A 24,714-nucleotide genomic window follows, 5' to 3' on the forward strand; every position below is an offset into this window, starting at 1 on the left:
CATACGCGTGCTCGCGCGTCAGGCCTTCGATCCAGACGCTCGGCGCACCGCGAAGATGCGGCCCGGGGCAGTAGGTCGTTTCGGCCTTCACGGGGCAGGCCAAGCGAGAGGAAATAGCACGGACTATTACCTTTCCTTCAGGGCCAGAGCCGCTTCAACGCGGTTACGGACCTTCAGCTTCCTTAGAATATTTGTCACGTGGAATTTCACGGTTTTTTCATGGACTCCAAGGTTGCCGCCGATCCCTCGATTGCTAAGCCCTTGCGCCAAAAGCTCAAGGACGCGTAGCTCTCGCACGGTAAGGCGGGCGAGGGGCGCCGTTTCCGCTTTGCCGCTCAACCGGGTGAGAAGACCGAGGCTGAGGCTCGGCGTTACGAAGGTTTCGCCGGCCGCGACGCTCTTCACGGCGGCTATCAGATCGTTTGCGCTAATCCCCTTCAGAACATAGCCAGACGCACCGGCCTCTATCGCCCGCATCACGTCATGGCCGTCGTCGGAGCCGGTGAGCATCAGGACGCGCGGCGGCCTTTGCGTTGCGGTGATCGCCGCGGCGGCATCGATGCCGTTGCCCGGCATGGATATGTCGAGCAGGATGATATCCGGCTCATGGCGCTCGACCAGTTCGAGCGCCTGGCTGCCGGAATTTCCTTCCGCGACGATTGTGATTGCGGGGTCGAGCGCGAGCGATTGCGTGACGCCTGCTCTGAACAACGGATGATCGTCAACCACGATAATCCTGATCGGCGCATTCATACTTCATCTCCTCCGTTCAGGACTGTGGCCATTTCGATGACTGTGCCTCGTCGGCCATGACGCACGGAGAACGTGCCTCCGAGGCTCTCCACGCGCTCTCGCAGCCCGAACAATCCGAGGCTGCCCTCGGACGTTTCCGGGCGTCCGGCCGTCCCCCCGCCGTCGTCGCTGACGCGCAGGACGAAAACGTCGCCTTCGTGCCGGCATTCGACGGTTTGCCCATGCCCGCCAGCATGGCGATAGGCGTTGTTGAGGCCCTCCTGCACGAAGCGGTAGGCGCACAGGCGCATTGCCTGCGAGGAGCGGGACGGCGGCGTGCCGTCGCAGATCAGGGAGACGGCGGTGCCTGTTCTTCGTTCATGCACGCGCACCACGCTTTCGACGATCTCACGCAGGGACAGCGCCTGGGTCTCCGGCAACACCAATCCCCGCGCGATCGCGCGCATGTCATGCAATGCATCGCCCAGAAGGCCCTCGATCGCCGTCAGTATCGCCGCCCGCCCGTCTTTGTCCGCCGCGCGCCGGACCTGCTCGATCTTGAGTGCGGAAAGACCGATGAGTTGAACCGGGCCGTCGTGCAGTTCGGCGCCCACGTTGCGCAGGTAGCTTTCGTTCATCTCCACCAGCCGGCCCGAGGCCCGCTGGACCTTCATGCGCAACTCGCTGTTCTGGTGGGAGACGCGCTCGATCTCGGCAAGGCGGCTCTCCAGGGCGACCTGCTGCCGTCCAATCAATCTGCTGTTGCTGTAGACGACGCCGGTCAAGGCGAGTGCGATCGACAGGGCCGCCCCGCTGACGACGAGCCATGTCTGCACCCGCAGCTTCAGCAGCTTGGCTTCGAGCGGTTGTGTCAGTTCATGGATTTCAACGACGGCAATGATGCGGCCGGACCCGTGCTCGCGCAGGGGAACGTAGATTTCCAGATATTTCGTCGTCCACGCCCGCGCGACATGTTCGCCGGCGGCAAGATCGGTGTATCGTGCCGAAACCTCGCCGTCGAATGCCATGGCGGCGCCTTCCGGTGGCGGAAATCGCCCGCCGATCAGATCGGATGTGGTCGAATAGGTGACGAGCCCGTCACTCCTCCAGATGTCGACATGGGCGAAGCGGTCGGCGAAGGCGCCTTCCTTCAGCGCCTCGTCCAGGCGCGCGATGGCCTGCGGGCCGAGCACTTCCCGACGCGCCAGTTGCTGGACCAGGGGGGAGAGGAGGCTGTCCAGGAAGAGAGCGGAGCTTGCCGCGGTGCTTTCCACCGTAGCGCGGGTGACGATGCCGGAGATGACGACGCCGGCAAGGAACATCGCCGCCAGCATGATGAGGCCACCCGACAGCGCAAACTGTATCGGCTGGCTCAGGCTCCGGAAGCCGTGTGCCCGATGAAAGCGTGGCGATGTGGCTGCTGCATCGACCATCGGCTTTGAAAATGCTCCTGTGGCCCTCTCGCCAAACGATCACGGATCCGCCTTGTCGGCTAGCGCCGATGGTCCAATCATCCGCTCGGACCAAAGTCGAGCAAGGTCCCCGCCTTGCGATCTGGTCCGGTTGCCCTTTCGGGGAAGCAACTCGTCAGACCATCCGTCATGGCGCGAGAGCCGAGATCAGGCGCATCATTCTTCCGAAATGCGCATCGCCCGCAGAAGGCGGCGCGCGTGGCCGACAAGAAGCGTCAGGAGACGCTACCAAGGGGAGAATGGTCATGGTCAATATCGTCAAGCACGACCTGCAGTTCATCTTGAAACAGATCAAGATCGCCGAAAGGCATGCCGCCGGCGAGGATCTCTACACGCTCGTCGCGGAGGCCGGCGGCGTGGACCCCAATTCTCCCGCCGCCGCGCAGATTCACCTGCTTCCCTATGGCTTGCGGACCGTCGACGGCAGCTACAACAACCTCCTGCCCGGCCGGGAGCACTGGGGCTCGGCGGACCAGCAGTTCCTGTCCCTGACCGATCCTGCGTTCGGCCAGGGGACGGGCACGTTCCCCTACGCATCCAACAACGACTACGGCCAGCCCGGCGATGTGGTCGATGCGGCGCCCCGCCTGATCTCCAATCTCGTCGTCGACCAGACGCTCGACAACCCGGCGGCCATCGTCGCCGCGCTCGAATATGCCGGCGTCGTGGGACAGGCGCAGGTCGACGCTCTGCAGGCCATTCGCGCCGCCCACGCCATCGTGAAGGAACTGCCGGTAAATTCCCAGGCCTATGGGCTGGCCAAGGGCCAACTCGACGCGCTTCTCGCGCAGAACGGCATCGAAATGGACGGCCCGACGGTCTTCCTGCCCAATGTGTCGCCGGATATCGGCGATTCCGCGCCCTTCAGCGCCCTCTTCACCCTGTTCGGACAGTTTTTCGATCATGGCCTCGATCTCGTGGCCAAGGGCGGCAACGGTGTGGTCTACATTCCGCTCTCGCCGGACGATCCGCTCTACAACCCTGCCACTCCGCATACCAACTTCATGGTCTTGACCCGTGCGACCACCGGCGAGGGTGCGCGCAACACCACGACGCCATGGGTGGATCAGAACCAGACCTATGGCTCTCACGCCTCCAAGCAGGTCTTCATGCGCGAATATGAGGAGGGGCCGGACGGAACCCCCGTTGCGACCGGCCGCCTGCTCGAGGGAAACGGGCACGGCCTGGCGACGTGGGCGGATGTGAAGGCGCATGCCGAGGATATGCTCGGTATCAGGCTTACCGATGCGGATATCGGCAATATTCCCTTGATCGCGACCGATGAATACGGCAACTTCATCCCCGGAGCCAACGGCTATCCCCAACTGGTCGTCGGGCTCGGCGCGGACGGCATTTTCGGGACGGGCGACGATGTCCTTGTCGAGGGCGATCCGGACAATCCCATCGATCCGACCGTCCTCGGCGCCTTCCGCACCGGCCATGCGTTCCTCGACGACATCGCCCACAACGCTGTGCCGGTCTTCACGGCCGGCGGCGAGCTTGCCGAGGATGCCGACGGCGTGGCGGGCAATGCCGTCGCGAGCAGCATGGGGCATAATCTCGAATATGACGACGAGCTCCTGGATGCGCATTTCATCACCGGCGACGGGCGCGGAAACGAGAATATCGGCCTTACGACCATCCACCATATCTTCCACGGCGAACACAACCGCATGGTCGAGGAGACAAAGCAGGTCGCGCTCGAGGCTGCGGCGAATGGTGATATCGCCTTCCTCAACGAGTGGCTGCTGGTGGACGCCTCCGCCGTTCCCGCCAATCTCGAGGATCTCGTCTGGGATGGCGAGCGCCTCTTCCAGGCGGCGCGCTTCGTCACCGAAATGGAATACCAGCACCTCGTCTTCGAGGAATTCGCCCGCAAGATGCAGCCGGATGTCGATGCCTTCCTGTTCGAGCCGGATGCCGACATCAATCCCGCGATCTTCTCCGAGTTTGCCAACGTGGTCTATCGCTTCGGCCACTCGATGCTCAACGAGACTGTCGATCGTATTGCTGCCGACGGGTCGACGAACCCCATGTCGCTGTTCGATGCGTTCCTCAATCCCGTCGCCTATGACGAGGGCGGGAGCCTGACCCATGCACAGGCGGCCGGTGCGGTCATTCGCGGCATGAGCGCCCAGGTCGGCAATGAGATCGACGAGTTCGTCACGAATACCCTGCGCAACCAGTTGCTCGGCATCCCGCTCGACCTGGCGACGATCAACATCGCGCGCGGCCGCGATACTGGCATGCCGACCCTTAACGAGGCGCGGGCCCAGTTCCAGGCCATGGCCCAGGGCGACAGCCAGCTGGCCCCCTATGCGAACTGGACTGACTTCGCGCTCAACCTCAAGAACCCGGCCTCCATCGTCAATTTCATCGCGGCCTACGGCACGCATGCGACGATTGCGGGCGAGACGACGGTGGACGGCAAGCGCGCGGCGGCGATGGCGATCGTGTTCGGCACGGCTGAGACGTTCTGGGACGAAAGCCTCGGCGCGAACCGGACCATCCTGCCGCCGGCTGACCGCGCGGCCTTTCTTTCCGGTACGGGCGGCTATGCCGACGGGCTCGGCGGTCTTGCCAATGTCGACCTGTGGGTGGGCGGGCTTGCCGAAAAGAAGATGGATTTCGGCGGCATGCTCGGCTCCACCTTCTCCTTCATCTTCGAACTGCAGATGGAGAACCTGCAGGACGGCGACCGCTTCTACTACCTGTCGCGCGTCCAGGGCCTCAACCTGCTCTCCGAGCTGGAAGGCAATTCGCTCTCCAAGATGGCCCTTCGCACGACCGACCTTGCCGAAACGGGCACCGCGATCCCCGGCGACTTCTTCTCGCGCCCGGACCGCGTTCTCTATCTCGACGCGGCAAGGCAACTGGCCATGACGGGTCAGGGCGACCCCGTCCAGGACAATCCCTATCTGGAGGTCCTGTCTCCTCTGGTCGAGCGTCGCGATGCGGATGGCGACGGCATTGCCGAATATCTGCGTTACAATGGCGGCGAGCACGTTGTCGTCCAGGGAACCGACAATGACGATCACATCATCACCGGCGAGGGTGACGACACGATCTGGGGCGGGGCCGGCAACGACCGTCTCGAAGGCGGCTACGGCGTGGATCATATCCACGGCGGCTCGGGCGACGACATCATCACCAATGCGGGAACCGACATCGGCGCGATGGATTTCCTCCATGGCGAGGAAGGCAATGACGTCATCCATGGCGGCAGCGGGCTTTCGCTGGTCTTCGGCAACGAGGGCAACGACTTCCTGATCGCCGGCCCCGATGGCAAGACCGTCATGGGCGGCGTCGGCGACGACTTCATCCTCGGCGGCGACGGAATGGATTTCCTGCTCGGCGAGGCCGGCGACGACTGGCTGGAGGGCGGCGGCCGCTTCGATACGCTGGCCGGCGAAAATTCCGAGTTGATGTTCAACTCAACCATCGTCGGCAACGACGTGCTGAACGGCCAGAGCGGGGATACGGACTATGACGCCGAGGCCGGCGACGACATCATGTTTCAGGGCGTCGGCATCCAGCGCAGCAACGGCATGTCGGGCTTCGACTGGGCGATCCACAAGGACGATCCGATGGCGGCGAATTCCGATCTCGGCATTCCCATCTTCGCGAACCAGGAAGCCTTCATCCTGCGGGACCGCTTCGATCTGGTGGAGGGGCTTTCCGGCTGGAAATTCGACGACGTGCTGACGGGCCGCGTGGTGCCGGTCAATACAAGGGTGGAGGCGACCGGCACGGCGGCGATCCCCGGTCCGGATGCGCCCCTCTATTCCTATTCGAATGCCCTTCTGGAGCGGAACGTCGCTCTTGTCGACGGGCTGGATATGCTGGTCGCCCATCGCCAGCGTCATGTCGAGGTCGGAAACGACGGCGTTGCGGAGACGATCGTCCTCGAAACGGCGGATGCCTCCGATATCCTGCTCGGCGGTGGCGGCAGCGACCGCATCAAGGGCCTTGCCGGCGACGACGTCATCGACGGCGACAAATGGCTCAACGTGCGTATCCGCATCGTCGCGGACGGTCAGGTCTACACGGCCGATGGGATGACGAAGAAGGTCTATCTCCAGACCGACATGGTGAACGGGGTGCTGCGGGCGGGCGCGACCGCGCAGTTCGGCGCGCGCTCTCTGGACATGCTGATGCTGGCCGGCGTCTTGAATCCGGGCCAATTGTCGATCGTTCGCGAGATCGTCGATGGCAATGCCGCGGGCGATATCGACACGGCCGTCTATACGGGCATCCGTGAGCACTACGCCTTCGGCGTGAACACGGATGGCAGCCTCTATGTCGACCACGCGCCGCCGGCCACGGACGAAACCGACCCGCTCGCCGAAAACATCGAGGGCGTGACCGAGCGGCCCGTTCTCGACGGCCGTGACACGGTGCGCAATATCGAGCGGCTTGAATTCACCGACCTGACGATGAATGTCATTTCCGGCACCGCCGCCGGCGAAACGCTGAACGGTAACGTTGCGGGCACGGGCCTGATCCACGATGTCCTCATGGGTTTCGAAGGCAACGATACGCTCAACGGCCTTTCCGGCAATGACGTGCTGATCGGCGGCGCCGGCAACGACACCTTGCGCGGCGGTGCCGGCGACGACATCTATGTCATGGGCCTTGCCGACGGCACGGACCGCATCGAGGAGACTTCCGGCAACGACCGGATCAGCGTGGCGACGAATGGCGAGGCACTTTCCGCCTTTAACTTCAGCCGGGCTGCCAATGGCGATCTCGTCATCGTGCTCAATGGCCAGACGGTCCGCGTGGCGGGCCAGTTCAACGATCCCGGCAATGCCGTCGAGACGATCACTTTCGACGGCGGCAGCTATCACGGCTATGAGCTTTACGTCGCCGATGACGAGGGTGACGAGGTCATGCGCGGCAGCTACACGCTGCACACGGGGACGGGCACCACGCTGGAGGCCGCGCCGGATGTCGATACCATTCTGGTCGATCTCGGCAGTTCCCAGTCGACGACGCTGCTGGGCAATACCGGCGACGACATGCTGTTCGGCAACAATGGTGCCGATACGCTCAACGGCGGCGCCGGCGCTGATCTTCTGGTCGGCGGCTCGGGGGGCGATACCTACATCGTCGATGACATCGGCGATACGGTGGTCGAGCTGGAGAACGGCGGAACGGACACCGTCCAGACGACGGTCGCAAGCTACATGCTGGATGCGAATGTCGAGAACCTGACCTATACGGGCGGCGGCGCCTTCACGGGGGCCGGCAACGAACTCGACAACGTCATCACCGGCGGCGCCGGCAATGACAGCCTGTACGGCGAGGCTGGCAACGACCGGCTGCTCGGCGGCGACGGGGACGACTTCCTCCATGGTGGCGCCGGCGACGACGTCATCAATGCCGGCAGCGGTAACGATGCGGTCAATGGTGGTGCCGGTAACGATACGATCAATCTCGGCGCCGGCTTCAGCAGGCTGGTCTACGACGGGCTGGATTTCGGCGACGACGTCGTCACGAGCTTCGACGCCAATCCCACCGGCGGCGGCCAGGACAAGATCGACCTGAGCGGCCTCGGCATCACCGACGCGGACTTCGACACGCGCGTCTCCATCACGTCCGACGGCAGCAGGACCCGCATCGATATCGCCGGCGGCGGTTCGATCACGCTCAACGGCGTTCCGGGAACCGGCAACAATATGGTGGACCGCGCGGACTTCATCCTCGCCGGCGAAACGACCATTGCCGGAACCGCCAACGGCGATACCCTCGAGGGCACCGCAGGCGCCGACATCATTCTCGGGGGCGGCGGCGGCGACACGATCAACGGCGGCGCGGGCGACGACGTCATCGATGGCGGGACGGGGGACGACTTCCTCTTCGGCGACAGCGGCGACGACATCATCCACTGGCAGGCGCCGGATGGCGGCTGGGACGTGATCGACGGCGGTTCGGAAGGCATTGCCGGCGATACCTTCGTCATCACCGGCGACGACGCCTACGAAATCTTCCGCTTCTATCCCGCCGAGGACGCCGAGACGGTCATTCCGGGCCTCGTGCTGCGCGGCGGCGGCACCGAGATCGTGGTGACCCGCACGGTCGTCGTGAATGGCGTCGAAGGCGTTCCGCAGGTCATCGCGGAACTGTCCGAGATCGAGGAGATCGTCATCAACGGCAGCCCGGCGGGTGGCGCGGGCACCGCCGGCGGCGACCGCTTCGAACTGATCGGCGATTTCGCCGAGCAGGGCGAGGAGACCAGCCTGCGGCTGAATACGATCACCATCGTCGGCTCGGACGGCGACGACACCGTCGACATATCGCGGCTCGCGTCGGCTCATCGTGTCGTCTTCAAGACCAAGGGCGGCAACGACACGATCATCGGCACGCTGCGGCCGCAGGACGTCGTGCAACTGCCCGACGACACGACCCTGGACGATTACGACATGGTCCGGAACATCAACGGCTCCACCACGCTCGTGGGCGATGGATATTCGCTGACCTTCTTCAGCGGCGGCGGCCTGCCGCAGTTCACCTCCGGCGGCGAAGAGGTCGGGCCGGGCAACGTCGTTCCGCCGGTGGGCGGCAATGAAAATGATGACGACGAGGACGACACCGTTTCCGGCGGTGGCGATGACGACCCGGCCGGCGAGACGGAGAGTGGGGACAATGGCTCTGCAGTCCTGTTCGGCACGGTGAACGGCGAGGCCATCGTCGGCGGTAACGGACGGGAGATGATCTTTGCCGGCGACGGCGCCGACGACGTACTCGGTGGCGGCGGCAGCGACATGATCTACGGGGATGCCGGCAACGACCGTCTCTTCGGCGAAAGCGGCGACGACCTGCTCGACGGGGGCCTCGGTAACGACACGGTTTTCGGCGGCGACGGCAACGATATCTTCGTGGCGTCGGTCGGCGATGGCGACGACGTCTACTACGGCGACCATATGAATGGCGGCGACGGCAACGATACGCTCGACATGTCCGCCATCAATGCGAACATCACGGCCGATCTCGGCACCGGCTTCAATGGCCGTGGCAGCGTGGTCAGCGCCCAGTCCGGCTCCGATACGATCCGGGGCATCGAGAACATCATCACCGGATCGGGCAACGATGTCATAACGGCAAGCGCCGCCGTGAACGTGATCGACGGTGGGGCGGGCAACGACACCTTCCGCTTCCTGTCGGCGGCCGATGCGGATGGCGACACGATCATGGGCTTCCAGCCCGGAGACAGGCTGGACCTCAGCGCAATGGACGCCAACTGGACGGCATCCGGCAACCAGTCCTTCACGCTGGTCTCCGGCGCATTCTCCGGCGCGAGCGGCGAATTGCTCGTCACCCACGAGAACCGGGACGGCATCGACTACACCGTGATCGAGGGCAATACGTCCGGCGGCAACGCGGCGGACTTCAAGTTCTCGGTCAAGGGCTCGCACAACCTGACGGCCGGCGATTTCGACCTCTAGCATGCTTGGGGCCGGAGGCGCCCGGGGTGCCTCCGGCAAGCGAAATTCAGTTCAGCGGGTGATAGTCATGCGTTCCAAAGAGCCGATGTCCGCAACCAGGCGGAAGAATACGGAGAAACTGACCGGCGGCTTTCGCGCCGTGGGCCTCTTCCTCTTCGCCATGTCCGGTGTCATCAACATCCTGGCGCTGACGGGCGCCTTCTACATGCTCCAGATCTACGACCGCGCGCTGACGAGCGCGAGCATCCCGACGCTGCTCGCCATCTCGATCCTGGCGGTCGGTCTCTATTTCTTTCAGGGCCTGTTCGACATCCTGCGTTCGCAGATCCTCGTGCGGATAGGCGCCCGCCTCGACCGGAAGATCGCGCCGCTGGCGCATCGGGTCGCCGTCGACATGCCGCGCTTCGGCTTCTCGACGGCGGAATCGCTCGAGCGCGGGCGCGACGTCGATACGGTTCGCGGTTTTCTCGGAAGCCAGGGGCCGGTCGCCCTGTTTGATCTGCCGTGGATGCCGCTCTTCCTTGCCTTCGTCTATATCCTTCACCCGCTTCTCGGCGCGCTTGCCCTCGGCGGGGCGGTGCTGCTGACGCTCCTGACCATCGTCACGGAACTGATGACGCGGAGACTGGCGAGCGCCACCCACACTGCCGTCGTGACACGCAACGCCATCGCCGATTCCAATGCCCGCAACGCCGATATCCTGAAGGCGATGGGCTTTGCCCGCCGGGCCGTCGAACGGTTCGACCGGGCCAATGAGGATCATCTTCATCTCCAGACGCGCGCTAATGACATCACCGGCACGTTCGGCGCCATTTCGCGCGTCGTGCGGATGATCCTGCAATCGGCGGTGCTGGGGCTGGGCGCTTACCTGACCATCCAGGGCCAGCTGTCCGCCGGGGCCATCATCGCCGCCTCCGTCGCCTCGGCAAGGGCGCTGGCGCCGATCGATCTTGCGATCGGCAACTGGAAGAGCGTCGTCGCCGCGAGGGCGGCTTTCCAGCGGCTGAGGGAGACGGTCGTGGCGCTGCAGTCCGCGAGCGAGCCGATGGACCTGCCGGCGCCGGAGCGCTCGCTGAAGGTCGAAGGTCTCACGGTCGCCGCGCCCGGATCGGGCCGAGTGCTGCTGAGCGACGTCAGTTTCGAGCTCCGGGCCGGGCAGGCCCTCGGCGTCATCGGCTCCAGCGGCGGCGGCAAGACCACCCTGGCGCGCGCCTTGAGCGGGATATGGCCCACGCTGCGCGGCAGCGTGCGACTGGACGACGCCGAGCTGACCCAATGGGAAGACACCCGGCTGGGTTCCTATATCGGCTACCTGCCGCAGGAGGTCTCGCTGCTCGACGCCACCATCGAGGAGAACATATCGCGCCTCGACGGCGATGCGGAGGCCCGGGCCATCGTCAAGGCGGCCGCGGCGGCGGGCGTCCATCCCATGATCGTGCGCCTGCCCGAAGGCTACAAGACGGAACTGGGTCCGCTCGGCGTGTCGCTCTCCGGCGGCCAGCGCCAGCGCATCGGCCTCGCGCGCGCCCTTTACGGCGATCCGTTCCTCGTCGTGCTCGACGAGCCCAATTCCAACCTCGACAGCGAGGGCGAGGCGGCCCTGACCGCCGCCATCGAAGGCGTGAAGGGGCGTGGCGGCATCGTCGTCGTCATCGCGCATCGCCCGAGCGCGCTAGCCGCGGTCGATATGGTGGCGGTGGTGCAGAACGGCAAGATGACGGCCTTCGGGCCGAAGGAGGACGTGCTCGGCGCCGTCATCCAGGCGACCCCGCCCGCACCGGCCGCCGCATCCGCCAGCCACACGAGAATGGAGCGCGCCGGCCTTGCTGCGCGGGTTTCGACATGATCATCGATGTAAAGGCAACGAAACAGACCTCCGTCGAACCCGATCCTTCCGAGCGCTATGTCTTGAAGGGAGCGGATAGGAAATCCAGGACACCCTTCACGCTCGGCCTGATAGTGGCGGGCCTGGTCCTCTATCTCCGCTCCTTCTTCGAGAGCAGCGCCCGGCCGGCAGAGGAGGGAAGAGAGGATCGCGAACGGGCGGAAAAGGAAGGCGAAGCGCCGTCTTCGGATACACTGCAGGATCTGGTCCTGCCGGTCGATCACGAGCTTTCGTCCCCGGACCACTATCCGCAGGAAAGCGACCTGCCGAACGACGAGCGCTTCCTGCAGGGGCTCGCCCGGCCGGAGGGCGTCACGTTCGACATGGAATTTAGGGGATGGGTCGGCGCAAAGACATTTGGCTTCGGTTCTCTTGCGGCCAATGACAACGCATTCCCCGGTTCGCTTTTCCAGGGGCCCGCCACGGGGGGCGAGCCTGCTGGAGGAGGAGGCCAGCCGGGCATTCCCGAACCGAACCCGGAAGGAGCCGGCCAGGAAGAGCCCGGAACTGACGATCCCGGCGAGAACGGGGAGACGGAGCGGGTCAACCGGGCGCCGCGTGTCACGGGGCCCGTCTATCTGCTGGATGTCACGGGATGCGCCTTGCTGGCCATCGCCCTTTCCGACCTGCTGCGCAACGCCCACGATCCGGATGGCGATCCGCTTTCCATACGGAACCTGACAGTGTCGCAGGGGACGTTGGTGGCGGCAAACGGGCATTGGCTGTTTCAGGCCGGGCCGAAACTCGAAGGGCGCGTGACGCTCACCTATGAAATCACGGATGGCGATTTCTTCGTCGAGCAGGTCGCCTATTTCAACGTCGGGCGAAACCGCATCGAAGGATCGGGGGGTGATGACATCATCCTCGGCAGTTCCTGCGGCGACGACATCGCCGGCGGCGATGGGCACGACAATATCGATGCCCGGGGCGGCGACGATGTCATCGCCGGCGGGGCGGGCGACGATCATATCGTGGCGGGCGACGGCGATGATATCGTCTTCGCCGGGCATGGCAATGACATCGTCTTCGGCGGTGCCGGCAACGACACCATTTCCGGCGGGGACGGCGACGACCGGCTTTACGGCGATGCAGGTGACGACACCCTCTTCGGGGATGGGGGAGACGACATGCTGTTCGGCGGCGCCGGCGCCGACATCCTGGACGGCGGGGACGGCGACGATCGTCTCGACGGCGGCGATGGCGACGATCTCCTGATCGACGGTCGCGGCCGTGACGGCAATTTCGGCGGTGCCGGCGACGATCGCATCGTGGCGGCCCTCGACGGGGACGACGATATCCATGACGGCGGCGAAGGGCACGATACGATCGACTATTCCCGCACGGTTTCCGGAGTGACCATCGATCTCGACGGCGGCCGGGCATCCGGCGGCGAAATCGGGGACGATACGATCGCTTCCTTTGAGGCCGCCGTCGGCGGACGCGGGGACGACCACATCACCGCGAGCACGCAGCACGCGAATATCCTGGCGGGCGGTGAGGGAGACGACGTCTTCCGCTTCCTGCCTCCGGCCGCGTCGGCGGCGGGCGGCGAACCCCCTGTCGCGACAAATCACATCATTCTCGATTTCTCCGTCGGTGACAGGATCCACATGTCGAAATATGACATCTTCGAACGCGTCCTCGACAGGCATGAGGACCAGTTCGAGGCGATCTACGGCAATGACTTCGAAGAAGATGATGTCGCCATCCGCTATCGCCACGACCGGATCGACGAACTGAGCCGGACGATCATCGAGGCGGACTTCAATCGGGACGGCATTTGGGAAACGACCGTGACGATCGACGGGGCTCGCATGCTCGTCGTCATCGAGCATGTTTGACGGGAGGCTTCAATGAGCAAGGAAACCAGCAATCCCTTTCGCATCGGTCCCCGGATTCTGGCCGGCACCACCCTCGGCTTCCTGCTGGTTGCCGGTGCGGGAGGCTGGGCTGCGACGATGCAACTGTCCGGCGCGGTCATCGCGCAGGGCCAGATCGCCGTGGACCAGCAGATCAAGGCCATCCAGCATCGCGACGGCGGCATCGTCAGCGAGATCGCCGTGCGCGAGGGCGATCTCGTGAAGGAGGGGCAGGTCCTGCTTCGCCTCGATGACGCACAGACCCGGGCCGAACTGTCCATCGTCAGGGCGCAATTGCTCGAGCTGACCGTCCGCAGGACCCGCCTTCTGGCAGAGCGCGATCTCCTGGCGGAAATCGAGTTTCCCGGCGGTCTCGATCTCGGCCATGCGGAAAGACGCCTGCTTGTCTCCGGCGAGAGGCGGCTGTTCGAGGGCAATCGCCTCAACCGGGAAAGCCGCAAGCAGCAGCTCGAGTTGGGCACTGTCCAAGTCGCGAAGGAGATCGTCGGGCTGGAAGCCCAGCGCAGCTCCAAGTCCGATGAGATCGCCCTGGTGGAGGAGCAGCGAGCAAAGCTCGAAAAGCTTGCCCGCCAGCAACTGATCGAGCGCGCGCCGCTTTATTCGGCGAACCGGGATTTCGCTCGGCTCCAGGGCGAGCAGGGTGAGATCGACGCTGCCATTGCCCGTGCGCGCAGCAAGGTGAACGAGATACGTCTGCAGATCATCGCCATCGACGAGACCGCCCGGACGGAAGCGCAGCGCGAGCTGACGGCTGTCGAGACCAAGCTGTCCGAGCTCCAGGACAGGCAAATGGCGATCTCCGACCGCCTTTCGCGCACCGAAATACGCGCGCCGCTTTCCGGCACGATCAACGAGCTCAACATCCACACGATCGGCGGCGTCATCACGCCCGCCGAAGTTCTGGTGACCATCGTTCCCACGAATGCGCGGCTGAAGGTCGAGGTCATGTTGCAACCAACGGCCATCGATCAGGTCGAGCCCGGCAGTTCGGCACGGCTGCGCCTTACTGCGCTGAACCAGCGCACGACCCCAGAGCTTTTCGGCTTGGTATCCCACGTCTCGCCCGCTACCACGCGCGATGCCGCCAGCGGACAACTCTACTACAAGGGTGATGTTGAGATCAAAGAAGGAGAACTGGCCAAGATTGGCCAGAGCCGGCTCATTCCCGGCATGCCGGTGGAAGTCTATGTCACGACCAGCGAACGAACCGCTCTGTCCTATCTCGTCAAGCCGATTGTCGATCAGTTCAGCAAGGCGTTCCGGGAGCGCTGACCCATCCGATCGCTGGTGGTAAGGCTATTGGCGTTTGCCGCTTCGCGTGTATCCTGCCGAGGGGAAACGGGAACGGATGCCATCTGTCATGGAGGAGCACGAGAGAGGGAACGGCTGGTTTTCGGGCTTGAGCCTGTCGGGCCAGTTTCTGGCGGCGGCGGCCGTGGTTTTGTGCCTGTCGATGGCCGTGCTCGGGACCTGGATCAACCGGCAGGTCACGCGAAGCATCCTCGCGGTATCCGGTTCGGCCGGGGCCGCCTTTCTCGATGCCTTTGTCGAACCACTGATTCAGGATATCGGCCCGGACGGCCGGTTGCCGGCCGGGAGCCACAAGGCGCTTGATGCCCTGCTTTTCGATGATCAGCCCATCCGAAGAAGCATCATTTCCGTCAAAATCTGGCAGCTCGACGGTACGGTGATCTACGTCAACAAGCCGAAGGACCTAATCGGTCAGAAATACACCTCGACGGACGTCACCAAGGCAGCAAGCGGTGAAATCATCGCCGAGTTCGATGACATGACGAGTGGCGAAAGCGCTCACGAGCGACAGCTCGGTCTGCCCACGATCGAAGTCTATGCACCCTTGCATCGCAATACGACCGGAGAGGTAATCGCCGTCGGCGAGATCTACGAGAATGCCGAGATTCTCGCCGCGCAGCTCGAGCTCAGTGTGATGCGGACGTGGATTGTCGTGTGCTTCACCACCCTGGTCATGCTCGCGGTGCTCTATCTCATCGTGCGCCGTGGGAGTCGGCTGATATCGTCCCAGCGGGCAGAGCTCCAGGCACGCTTCCGGGATTCGCAACAGCTGGCGGCAACGAACGAGGATCTTCGCTTGCAGGCCGAGCGTGCCAGACTGGACGCCAATGCGGCCAATGAAGAGCTGATCGGGCGCATAGGCCTCGACCTCCACGATGGTCCGATACAGATTCTGAGCCTGTTGATGCTTCGGCTCGGTAGGCTCCGCAAAGACGGATCGGCAAGGGAAAATGCCGCCAATGCCGCAGTCATCGAGGAACTGACGGCCGGTGTCATCCATGAACTGCGCGTTCTGTCGGCGGGGCTGGTGTTGCCGGAGATCGGTGATCTTGGGGTAGGAGAGGCCATCAGGCTCGCCGCCGAGCGCCATGAGAATTTGACTGGCACCCGGGTCGACGTCGTGTTCGGCGATCTCCCGGAGCATGTCACAGGCGCCTTGAAGATCTGCATCTATCGCATCGTCCAGGAATCGTTGAGTAACGCGTTCAAGCATGCTGGCGGCGCCGGGCAGCGCGTTCGCGCTGAACTGAGAGGCGCAAATATCGGATTGCAGATATCGGATAGCGGTGGTCTTGCATCGGAGTGCAGGTCACCTGCCGGCGACGGGTCCAGGCTTGGCCTCCGCGGCATCCAGAGCCGCGTCGAAACCTTCAGCGGCACGCTCGTCATTCGATCGGACGCCGGCGGTACGGTGGTCGATGTCGAATTGCCCATCAGCAAGCTGGCTCTGATCAAAGCTGGCTTTAGGAACGTTCCCGTGCTGTGAACGGCCTCGGAATACCTTCAATTGAGGAAACCGTTGCCCTTCTGACTGCTCGCCTTTTCGGCGGCGAAACCGCCAAGTTCTTGCGCTGCGAGCACGACCTCTACCCGGTTGCGGGCATGCAACTTCTGCATCAGGAGCGTCATGTAATGTTTCACCGTTTTCTCGCTTATTTGGAGACGGTGGGCAATCTCCTTGTTTGTTCTGCCGAGCAGGAGGAGCCGGACGATCTGATCTTCGCGCACGCTCAACCTGACTGCCTGCGACGGCGGCCGGGGCATCGCCGACGCGCGAAGCGCCGAAATCACCTTACTGGCAAAGCTCGGCGTGATAAACGTCTCGCCAGCGAGCACTGTTTCGATCGCCTGCATCAATTCTTCGTCCGTGCTGCCCTTCAGCACATAGCCGATGGCCCCGGCCTCGAAGGCCTTCACCGCATGATCGATGCCGGCGGAGGCGGTGAAGACGATGACCTTGGTTTGAGGCGCGACTTCGCGGCTATGATGGATCGCCGCAAAGACGTCCCCCGGCATGTTCAGGTCGAGCAGCAGTATATCGGGATGCATTGTTGCCGAGACTTCGACGACATCGGATGCACAACGCCCCGTGCCAATCACCTTGAAGCCCGGCATGTCGGAAAAGATATGTGCCAAGCCGCCTAGCAGCACCGGGTGATCATCGACAAATGCTATGGAGACGACTGCCATACATGAAGCTCCCCTTTTTGCAGGTATAAATTGTACCTTCAGTGCAGATTGACGTAAACCGATAAGTTAACACATGGTAAATTAAAGTCATGGTAGTGGCTCCTACATCCCCGCCTCGTCCGTTCTTCAGGCCGTCCGGAGCGCTGACCCCTCGGGTGATGCTGCTCGTCTCGACAATGTTGCGCTCCAGTTTGCTCGGACGCGGGCTCCGCGCTTCAAAAAACGCGGTACCCGAGGCTCCATCGAGCGTTGCATCGGCCGCCGGCCCGGTTTCATGAATCTCGCGAGAAATAGCGCTCCGCGTAGCTCTCGAACTCTGATCGGTGCTTGTCGACCTCGCCGGCGATGTGAGTCTCCAGCATATATCTTGCGAATGCGTCCGTGCAGATGGATCGCGACTGAACCAACGGCGGAGGTGATCTCGTCATGCATGTTTCTCACTGCCGATAGCTCGTGAGCTTGGAACACGTCATCGCTAGAAGACATTCCCAAATGACTAGCCCGCGTCGGGGACCGGAACCATTGGAAAACCGATCGGCTTCATGCCGCTAACCTCTACAGTTCGGGTTAACGACGCTTTCGACCGGATCGCCACTTGGTGGGGGTAGCCGGTTGGAAGAGGTGACTGCGATGAAATATGAGAACGCCATGTACATTATCTACGATGTTCTAAAGAAAAGCGTTCTTGTGGAATTCAGGGAGGGCGTCGCCCTATCTGGAGGGCCTGTTTTTGACTCAGCGCGACGCCATAGGGGCCGGCGAGAATCTGTGTCGGACGTTGGGGTGGGTGCCAGAGCAACGCAGGACGGAGCCGTCTTCCATGAGCAATATGCGAAATTTGAATCCCTTATAGAATGTGTAAGCCAATCTAGGTAACGCGGGGAAATCGCTCACCAAAATCTACTCGCGACTGTCCACTGGCGTAGCCTGCGCATGACCGATAGGCCGGCTGCCGGCCTGGCGCCCGACACCGGCTTTGGCATGCAGCGAGAGCGCGCCAATCTCGCCGGGGAGATACGATCCGCCGGAATGCGATAACCCAACCGATAATAAGCCATGGCCAGGAACAGCGACGTACTCGACCCGGCGCGGAAGCTCCACCAGAGTGCGTCCTGGCCCAGCATGCCCTGAAAGGCATAGGCGAAGGTGGTGCGCACGTGATGTCCTGAACATCGTGCATGGGTGTCAGGAGCGAGGCGCATTCGTGACGGCGCTCGATCCTCATGTGTCCACCCGAGGGGAGGTGGGGCACATCTTCTGACGGTCCTTGGCATGGTCGCCCAAATGGAGCGCCGCTTCATAAAGGAGGGCAGAGGGAGGGAATCGAGCGAACCAAATCCGCTGGCGCCTACAAAGGCAGTCGCCAGCGTATCGATCGGGCATTGGTTGAAGAACTCAATCGTGAAAATCTGGGCGCCTCGGTGATTGCTGAGAGAGCATCGTGCTCCCGCATGCAGGTCTACCGCGTATCCTGCCCGCTCAACCGAGCAAGTTCGATGATCCAGTCTTTCGTCTGCTCAACGGAGAAGCGTCGCCGCGGGGCGGATTTTGCCACGAGAAACTCACGGTAGCTGCTCGTCCTCTCGTCGATCGGGAGTTTTACCAGGTCGCCCTTCTCCACAGCCTGGCGGACATAGGGGTGCCAGCCCAGTGCGACGCCGTGCCCGAAACGTGCGGCTTCCAGCACCATGGCATAGGTCGTTAGCCTCCGGATGATCGGGCTCCCTCCCGATTCCAGCCACGTATTCCAGTCCATCAGGGGGCTGGTATAGTTTTCGAGCTGCAGCAAGGGCACACGGCTGAGGCAATCGGGTCCCTGAATGGCGTGGGCGGCGACGAAGTCTCTCGACGCGACGGGATAAACCCGTTCTTCCAAAAGTGGATAGCTCTCGACATTCGGCCACGAGCCGGTTCCAAAGCGAATTTCGAGATCGAAATCGTTGTTGCTGAATTCTGGCAGTTCATCAATGCAAACGAGATGTAGGCGGATATCGGGAAAACGTGCATAGAAGGCGCCTAACGCCGGCATCAGCCAAAGCGAGGCGGCCGCGACGTTGACGCGGAGCGAGACGACGCCGTCGTCCTCCCGCGGCAGCGCCTTTGCCGCATGTTCGATACTGCGAAACGCGGTCGCGACTGCATTCTGGAATTGCTGCCCGGCGGCGGTGAGCCGGATTCGCGTTCCCTGCCGTTCGAACAAGTCGGTTCCCAGCGCCTGTTCGAGTTGCTGGATGCGCCGGCTGACCGCCGGCTGGGCGACGAGCAATTCGCGCGCGGCGCGGCTGAAATTGCCGTGCCGGGCAGCCGCTTCGAATGCCACAAGGTTATCAAGTGTCCCGACGGTCTTCCTCAGATCGCTCATGCAAATCCTAAATGGCGCGGAAATCTCGTGTCTTTCGACGCTGCCTCTTATAACCTCATCGTATAAGGACTATCAGACTTTTCGTCGTTCTCCCAATCGGCATTTGACCGCAAGCTCTTGTTCGGCGCGCTGAATACGCCGCACGAGAAAAAAGGGGACGGACATGAACAGACTGAAGATCATGGTGGCTTCCACGCTGCTGACGCTCACCACGCTGCTGGCGCCCGCTGCGAAGGCGCAGGAGGCGGTCGATACGGTCGCGCAGATCAAGGAGGCAGGTGTGCTGAAGGTCGGCATGGCGGACTCCGTGCCTGCACAGCAGAAGAACCCGGTCACCGGTGAGTGGGAAGGATTCAACGTCGATATGGCGAAAAACCTCGCCGAGGTTCTCGAGGTGAAGCTCGAGATTGTCGATACGACCTGGTCGACGATCATCCCCTCGCTGGTCCAGAAGCAGTTCGACATCGCCATGGTGGATATGTTCCGGACTCCGGCGCGTGCCGTCACGGTCGATTTCACCGACAGCTACATGACCACCGGTAATACATGGCTGGTCGGCGCCGATGTGGACGTGACCGACTGGAAGCAGTTGAACGATCCGAAATACTCAGCTGTCAGTATCGCAGGCATGGCCGCGGTTGCGCAGAGCGATCGTCTTCTGCCCGAAGCGCAAAAAAAGGTGATCGTTTCGGACAACGCTGTCGCTGGGCAGCTTGAAGTCGCCGCCGGTCGTGCCAGCGCCCATCTCAGTGATCTCTTGCAGAATGCCCTGTTCATGAAGGCCAACCCGAACGCCAAGGTCAAGGTGCTGGGAGCGGATGCGCCCATCGAGGCGACGGGCTATTCCTACGCGGTACGGCCGGGCGACTATCACTTCCACGCTTTCCTCAACACCTGGATCGCATACACTAACACGACCGGTTTCATCTCACAGACGAAACTGAAGTGGTACGGCATCGAGTAAGCGGTCTCGCACGCGATGTTCGATTTGCTCGCTCCGTACATTCCCGCGCTGACGCAGGGATTTGTCCTGACGTTGTTCTACTTTGTACTCGGAGCCATCGGATCGATGGTTTTGGGGATGCCTGTGGCCTTGGCCCTGGGCAGTTCCTCCGCCATCATCCGCCTTCCGAGCGTCGCCTTTGTGGAATTCTTCCGCAATACACCGCTGCTGGTGCAGTTGTTCTGGCTCCATTTTGCCCTGCCCGCACTAACGGGGTTCAACACCACGGCACAGCAGACCGGAGCAATTGCGCTGGTGATCGTGATGACTGCCTATATGGCAGAAGTCTACCGCGCCGGTTTCAATTCCGTGGCGAGGGGGCAGCATGAGGCGGCGCTGGCGCTCGGCCTCAATCCACTCCAGCGGTGGCGGCTGATCATCATCCCGCAGGCGCTCGCCATGACTATGCCGGCGATCGGCAACACGCTGATCAGCCTCCTCAAGGCGACGGCGATCCTCTCGATCCTGGCCGTGCCAGAATTGATGCGCACGACGTCGCGCATCAGCGACTACACGGCCGATCCTATTCTTTTCTACTCCCTCGCCGCCCTGATCTACATCGGCTCCGGGCTCGCGTTAGCGGGTGGTCTCCACAGGCTGGAAGTGCGGCTCAATCGTTGGAGGCACCGGTAATGTTCGACTATCAAATCGTCGTTTCGGCTTTCCCGGCCCTTCTCCAGGGCCTTGTCACGACGGTGCTCGTCACCATCGCTGCCTTTTTGCTTGCGACGGGCCTGGGTACGCTGCTGGGAGCCGCGACCCTGTCCCCGCGGCGCTCAATGTCGAAGGGCGCGTTGGGGTTTCTGCACGTCGCCCGGGCCACGCCGGAGATGATCGCGATCTTCTGGGCCTACTACTGCCTGCCCATCCTGCTGGGCGCCAACCTCTCCGGTCTGACCTGCGGGGTGCTGGCGCTCGGCCTGATCGGTGGCGGCTATATGGCGGAGATCGTGCGCGGCGGCATCCTCGCCGTCGACCGGGGGCAATGGGAGGCCGCCCGGTCGCTCGCCATCCCGCGACCGGTGATCTGGTTCCGCGTCATCGCGCCCCAGGCCATGCGCAAGATGCTGCCGGCCGTGGTCAACTACTTCACCGATCTTCTCAAGGCGACGACGCTGCTCGCCGGCATCGGGGTTGGGGAGGTTGCCTATGTCGCCTATCTCAGCGGCTCGGCGTCGTTCCGCTATCTCGAGCCGCTGACGGGCGTCGCGATCCTCTTCTTTCTTCTCATCTTCCCGCTCAGCGTGATGGCGCGCCGCCTCAACGCCCGCGGTTCCAGTCATTGAAAAGTTGCCATCATGAACTCAACCGCTACAGCTTACCTGCCGTTCGACGCCGTCTGGAAAATGCGGATTGATCACCCGTACTCCTTGTTCGTCAGGGAGGGCGCGACTCTCTGGTCATGCGGTCAATGCCCGCTAGACAGCCTGGGGAACGTCCTGCATCCCGGCGATCTCCTGCGTCAGGCGGATGCTGTTACAGGCTTTATCCGCCGCTTCCTGGGTGAGATGCATGGCCAAACCTCCGGCATCGGCCGCCTCGTCGTCTACTATGTAAAGACCGCGCCGGGCGATGCTGCGCGCCTGAAGGACTTGTTCCGCCGCGAATTCGGCCAATCTGTTCAGGTCGTGCCGGTGGCCATCCCGCATTTCTACTACGATGGGATGCTGATCGAGGTCGACGTGTTTGCCTCGGATGAGAAGGCGGAAGGCACCTCCTTTGTCGATGGAGAAACTGGGTTGACGCTGGAGGTATCGGATGCAGGTCCGTTCGTTTGGGCGACTGTTTCGTCTCCGCGATCTGTTTTCAAGGACATCGGTTCCCGGTTGAAACGGCTACTCGTCCGCGCAGATCTTTCATGTGAAAACCTGCTTGCGGAGCAGTGGTTTCTTCCGGTCGGCTGCGAACTCCCCGACAGGGTCTTATCTGGGGATGACGATCGCGTGGCACAAAATGCTGTGCGGGTCTCCGATGCTGAGGCAGAGATCGTGGCGGAACTAACATTTGCCAAGGCTGCGGTCGCAGGCGGTTGGCCACAGGTGAATGTCCCCGACACGGATCATTTGTCGATGTCGTTGCGCGCGGCGGGTGGGCATTTCCATCTGACGGCGCTCGACGCCTCGCCCAATCGCGGCCTTGTCGAGCAGACAGCAACCATCATGAAAGCGGTCGAGGCGTTGTTTGCCGAGGCTGGGGTGAGTTTCCGGGACGTACGGAAGGCGACCACCTATTACGTTGCCGGCAGCTCGGCCGACGAACTTCATGACAACATGTCGGTCCGCAACGGCTACTACGCGAAACCAGGTCCGGCGTCGACCGGCCTGCCTGTCGAAGGTTTGGCGGTTTCGGGGGCGCGGATCTCGATCAGCATGCTTGGCGTGATGTCGCATGATCGCTGAACGGATTCACGTGGCGGGAGAGGAGATCGTCGTTCATCGTTTCGGCACCCCCGGCGCCCGGCCGAAAGTCTATCTGCAGGGTGCCCTTCATGCCGATGAAGTCTCGGCGACAATGGCACTCGTCGACCTGGTCGGCCTGCTCGAGAAGGCAGACGCTGCCGGTGAGGTTTGCGGCGAGATCATTGTCGTGCCGCATTGCAATCCTCTTGGGGCAAAGCAGTTCGTCCTCGGGCGCCATCTTGGCCGCTTTTCGCTCGATGGTCGAAATTTCAACCGCGCCTTCCCGCAGGTGGGGGATTGGGTGGTCGAGCAGCTGAAGCGGCTTGGCCCGGACAGGCAGACAATCAAGGAGGCGCTGCGTATCGGCGCGGAAATTCTCGGCAGTCTTACGCGTGTCGGCACGCCCGTCGAACGCCTGCAAGCGGGCTTGATGGAATTGGCCTGGGGATCCGACATGATTGTCGATGTCCACGCCGACATGGAAGCCCTGCTTCATCTCTATACGTCCGAGATTTCCTGGCCGCTATTCCGGCCACTCGCGCAGAGGTTACATGTTCCCGTCGTCATTCTCGCGAATAAGTCGGCGGACCGTCCGTTCGACGAAGTGCATGGTGAGGCGTGGGACACCATCAACGCACATCTCGGCGAAGGCGCTGGCCGGTCCGGATTCCGAACGGCCGCCTGCACGCTAGAGCTACGCGGACTTTCCGATGTCACACCGGAACTTGCGGCTACGGACAGTCGGGCGTTGTGCGATTTCCTCCTTCAGTCGGGCGCATCAATGGGCGCCACCCAAGCTTCCGCGGATGCAACCGCCTTCGTCACTACGTTGGATGCGGTCGAGGCGGCAATAAGCGCGATCACGGGTGTGGTCATTCCCCTGAAGCCACTCGGAGCAAAAGTCGACGTCGGCGACGTGGTTGCAAGGCTCTACGATCCGTTCGAACCTGACCCGGGCCAATGTTGGCAGGATGTTGTCACAGAAATGGAAGGCATCGTATTCGCGCGATGGCATCAGCGAGTGATTCAAGCCGGAATGACCGTCGTAAAGATAGCGGGCTCGGAGAGGAAACGTTCTGCGGAAAGAGTGCTCTTGCGTGATTGAGGATATGCCATTGAACGAAGTGGCCGCTGGTTCGAATCTCTTCAAGAGCCGATTTAGTTAGCCGCCACGTCCAAGAAGCTTCATGATCGAATTCTTGACCTGAAGGGCGGCCCGCGACAGGCCGTCTTCCCGCTCGACCAGTTGGATGCAGCTGTGCGGGAGATCCGGAAGGCCTGATTTTGCCGGGAGGATCGAGAAGGCCGGCGGTACGGTCCCCTCCGCCATCACCGTGATGGCGGTTCCCGAACTGATCGCGCTTTTAATGACCTCGCCAGATGCTGTGGTGAGAACCTCGCGATAGGCGTGGCCGTGTTCCTTCAGTGCGGCAACCGCGGCGGCCCGGAATGCGCATCCTTCGGCATAGAAGGCCATCGGCCACGGCTTCTTCCGATCGACGACGTAGTCGCCGGCGGCGACCCAGACCAGCTTGGGCCGGCTGAGCAGCGTCGAATGGCTTTTCTGGTTCGGCAGCGTGACGATGGCGAGATCCAGCTTACGGGACTCTAGGAGCTTCTGCAGCCGGATGCTCATCTGGCAGATGACGTTCAACTCGATACCGGGAAACGACCTGTCGACAACACGCATCAGGCGGGAGAGGAAGGGTTCGCCGTAGTCCTCCGCGATGCCGAGATTGACCGTTCCGGCCACGTTTCCGCTGCGCATCTTGTCGATCAAGGCGTCGTGATGATCGAGCATGATCTGTGCTTGCGGCAGCAACTCCTTTCCTGCACCGCTAAGCTCGACCAGGTGATAGCTGCGATTGAACAGAGGCCGGCCGAGGATTTCCTCGAGGTTCTTGATCCGCAGCGATACTGTCGCCTGCGAGCAGTTGAGCCGCTCGGCAGCGCGGGAGAAGTTCCGCTCCGTCGCGACCGACACGAAGGATCGCAGCAGACGCATGTCGAGATCGATCACGATTAATATTTC

General features: G+C 62.7%; 15 protein-coding genes and 1 pseudogene. 11 read left to right on the forward strand and 5 right to left on the reverse strand.

Going from position 1 to position 24,714, the window contains the following annotated elements:
- Window positions 1-126: 126 nt before the first annotated feature.
- Window positions 127-753 carry a response regulator gene (locus tag ACZ48C_RS16840; protein WP_464783354.1) on the reverse strand — a complete coding sequence of 209 codons (627 nt, stop codon included), beginning with the start codon at window positions 751-753 and terminating at the stop codon, window positions 127-129.
- A complete protein-coding gene (locus ACZ48C_RS16845; RefSeq protein WP_464783355.1) occupies window positions 750-2,165 on the reverse strand; it encodes a sensor histidine kinase in 1,416 nt (471 codons plus the stop codon). Before ACZ48C_RS16845 ends, ACZ48C_RS16840 begins: the two co-directional genes overlap by 4 nt.
- Before the next feature lie 284 nt (window positions 2,166-2,449).
- On the opposite strand from ACZ48C_RS16845, the gene ACZ48C_RS16850 reads away from it, so the two are divergent.
- From ACZ48C_RS16850 to ACZ48C_RS16870, 5 genes are all read left to right on the forward strand, one after another.
- Complete coding sequence (locus ACZ48C_RS16850) at window positions 2,450-9,652, forward strand: peroxidase family protein (RefSeq protein ID WP_464783356.1); 7,203 nt, start codon at window positions 2,450-2,452, stop codon at window positions 9,650-9,652.
- Between the two features lie 67 nt (window positions 9,653-9,719).
- Window positions 9,720-11,498 carry a type I secretion system permease/ATPase gene (locus tag ACZ48C_RS16855; protein WP_464783357.1) on the forward strand — a complete coding sequence of 593 codons (1,779 nt, stop codon included), beginning with the start codon at window positions 9,720-9,722 and terminating at the stop codon, window positions 11,496-11,498.
- Window positions 11,495-13,378: a calcium-binding protein gene (locus ACZ48C_RS16860; RefSeq protein WP_119254644.1), complete on the forward strand. Its 1,884-nt coding sequence runs from the start codon at window positions 11,495-11,497 to the stop codon at window positions 13,376-13,378. Before ACZ48C_RS16855 ends, ACZ48C_RS16860 begins: the two co-directional genes overlap by 4 nt.
- A 12-nt stretch (window positions 13,379-13,390) precedes the next feature.
- Complete coding sequence (locus tag ACZ48C_RS16865) at window positions 13,391-14,689, forward strand: HlyD family type I secretion periplasmic adaptor subunit (RefSeq protein WP_464783358.1); 1,299 nt, start codon at window positions 13,391-13,393, stop codon at window positions 14,687-14,689.
- Between the two features lie 88 nt (window positions 14,690-14,777).
- Window positions 14,778-16,214 carry a sensor histidine kinase gene (locus ACZ48C_RS16870; RefSeq protein WP_162911185.1) on the forward strand — a complete coding sequence of 479 codons (1,437 nt, stop codon included), beginning with the start codon at window positions 14,778-14,780 and terminating at the stop codon, window positions 16,212-16,214.
- A 17-nt stretch (window positions 16,215-16,231) separates the two neighbouring features.
- Here the strand turns inward: ACZ48C_RS16870 and ACZ48C_RS16875 are convergent, their stop codons facing one another.
- A complete protein-coding gene (locus tag ACZ48C_RS16875) occupies window positions 16,232-16,918 on the reverse strand; it encodes a response regulator (protein ID WP_119254647.1) in 687 nt (228 codons plus the stop codon).
- 1,156 nt (window positions 16,919-18,074) lie between these two features.
- Between ACZ48C_RS16875 and ACZ48C_RS16880 the strand changes: the two are divergent.
- Window positions 18,075-18,489: pseudogene (locus tag ACZ48C_RS16880) on the forward strand (recombinase family protein); the annotation flags it as partial.
- On the opposite strand, the gene ACZ48C_RS16885 reads toward ACZ48C_RS16880, so the two are convergent.
- Window positions 18,378-19,280 (reverse strand): LysR substrate-binding domain-containing protein, encoded by a 903-nt coding sequence (locus tag ACZ48C_RS16885; protein ID WP_464783359.1) that lies wholly within the window; start codon window positions 19,278-19,280, stop codon window positions 18,378-18,380. The pseudogene ACZ48C_RS16880 and the gene ACZ48C_RS16885 overlap by 112 nt on opposite strands.
- Window positions 19,281-19,443: 163 nt before the next feature.
- Between ACZ48C_RS16885 and ACZ48C_RS16890 the strand changes: the two genes are divergently transcribed.
- The 5 genes from ACZ48C_RS16890 to ACZ48C_RS16910 are packed head-to-tail and all read left to right on the forward strand — an operon-like array spanning window position 19,444 to window position 23,787.
- A complete protein-coding gene (locus ACZ48C_RS16890; protein ID WP_119254650.1) occupies window positions 19,444-20,244 on the forward strand; it encodes a substrate-binding periplasmic protein in 801 nt (266 codons plus the stop codon).
- Window positions 20,245-20,259: 15 nt separating this feature from the next.
- On the forward strand, window positions 20,260-20,916 hold the full coding sequence (locus ACZ48C_RS16895) for an amino acid ABC transporter permease (RefSeq protein WP_464783360.1): 657 nt from the start codon (window positions 20,260-20,262) through the stop codon (window positions 20,914-20,916).
- The gene (locus tag ACZ48C_RS16900; RefSeq protein ID WP_119254652.1) at window positions 20,916-21,569 is read left to right on the forward strand and encodes an amino acid ABC transporter permease; all 654 of its coding nucleotides are present in this window, start codon (window positions 20,916-20,918) and stop codon (window positions 21,567-21,569) included. The genes ACZ48C_RS16895 and ACZ48C_RS16900 overlap by 1 nt, the downstream gene beginning before the upstream one ends.
- 12 nt (window positions 21,570-21,581) lie before the next feature.
- Window positions 21,582-22,682 carry a hypothetical protein gene (locus ACZ48C_RS16905; RefSeq protein WP_464783361.1) on the forward strand — a complete coding sequence of 367 codons (1,101 nt, stop codon included), beginning with the start codon at window positions 21,582-21,584 and terminating at the stop codon, window positions 22,680-22,682.
- A complete protein-coding gene (locus ACZ48C_RS16910; protein WP_464783362.1) occupies window positions 22,672-23,787 on the forward strand; it encodes a M14 family metallopeptidase in 1,116 nt (371 codons plus the stop codon). The genes ACZ48C_RS16905 and ACZ48C_RS16910 overlap by 11 nt, the downstream gene beginning before the upstream one ends.
- Window positions 23,788-23,844: 57 nt before the next feature.
- Here the strand turns inward: ACZ48C_RS16910 and ACZ48C_RS16915 are convergent, their stop codons facing one another.
- Window positions 23,845-24,702, reverse strand: a complete 858-nt coding sequence (locus tag ACZ48C_RS16915; RefSeq protein WP_464783363.1) for a LysR family transcriptional regulator — start codon at window positions 24,700-24,702, stop codon at window positions 23,845-23,847.
- Between the last annotated feature and the right edge of the window lie 12 nt (window positions 24,703-24,714).

It is taken from the genome of Shinella sp. 1A1, assembly GCF_055379515.1.